Source organism: Vibrio sp. Vb1554, from assembly GCF_033344235.1.
On the sequence record NZ_JAWPOJ010000255.1, the window covers coordinates 1 to 1,252 of the forward strand.

At 48.9% G+C, this 1,252-nt stretch carries 1 protein-coding gene; it reads right to left on the reverse strand.

Translation table 11 applies throughout. The features are described from left to right. The coding region (argH, locus tag R8N28_RS25440) for an argininosuccinate lyase (RefSeq protein WP_318183687.1) at positions 1-1,252 on the reverse strand (1,252 nt) is incomplete at both ends.

The following is a 1,252-nucleotide window of genomic DNA, read 5'->3' on the forward strand; positions in this document are numbered from 1 at the left end:
AGTCATACACATACAGAGACGCGCAACCAGTCACTTCACCATGATGTTCAGCAACGGCAAATGAGCCAATGTCGCGAACGAGTTCATTACGAGAACGAGGTAAGTTTTCGCCCATATTCGCCCAGTACGCAACCATGCCCTCAAGCGTTTCGATATCCGTTAAACGTGCAGGACGTACTTTAACGGCCGAACTATCACGCTGCGCCAAACGCTTGTCCGCTTGGTCAACGGCATAAGCGACTTGTTTTGGTGACACGCCACCAAGCGCGCTACGTTTTTCTAGACAAGACTCAATCGTTAGGATGTCGTACACATCGTTGTCGATGACGTCAGAGAACTCTTGTAACTCTTGCAGTGACAGCTCTTCCAGTGCACAACCTTTGGCAATCGCGCCAACGACAGCTACACCGACAATATGATGCGCTTCTCGGAAAGGAATGCCTTTCGCGACCAAGTAGTCCGCTAATTCTGTGGCATTGGCGTAGCCTTGTTTCGCAGCTTCTAACGTACGTTCGCCATTAACCTTGATACCATCGAAACACAACGCTGCCATTTCCATACAGTCGTTCCATGTATCAAGCGCATCGAACAAACCTTCTTTGTCTTCTTGCATGTCTTTGTTGTACGCCAGTGGCAGGGCTTTGACTGTCATCATCATGCCAGAAAGTGCGCCGTACACGCGACCAGTCTTACCACGAATGAGCTCTAGCGCATCTGGGTTTTTCTTCTGTGGCATCAATGACGAGCCAGACGTCACTGTATCTGCCAACTCAATGAAGTTCGACTCACCTGAGTTGTAGAAAATCATATCTTCCGCGAGACGTGACAAGTGCAGCATAGAAATAGAAGCGACAGACATCAGTTCCATCACATGGTCACGATCCGATACCGAATCGAGTGAGTTACGCGTAGCACGATGAAAACCAAGATTATGCGCCAGTTGTTCACGATCAATTGGGTAAGCTGTACCAGCTAACGCGCCAGAACCTAGCGGACAGGTATCTAAACGTTGCAGCGCATCACTCAGACGTGAGTAATCACGCTCAAACATTTCAACATACGCCAAACACCAATGAGCAAACGTCACAGGCTGAGCACGTTGTAAGTGAGTATAACCAGGCAAAACCGTACCTTGATGCTGTTTCGCCACTTGCACCATTTGCGATTGCAGACGATCAAGTGCAATAAGAAGTTGCTGCCCTTGCTGACGACACCAAAGCTTTAAGTCGGTCGCCACTTGGTCGTTACGAGA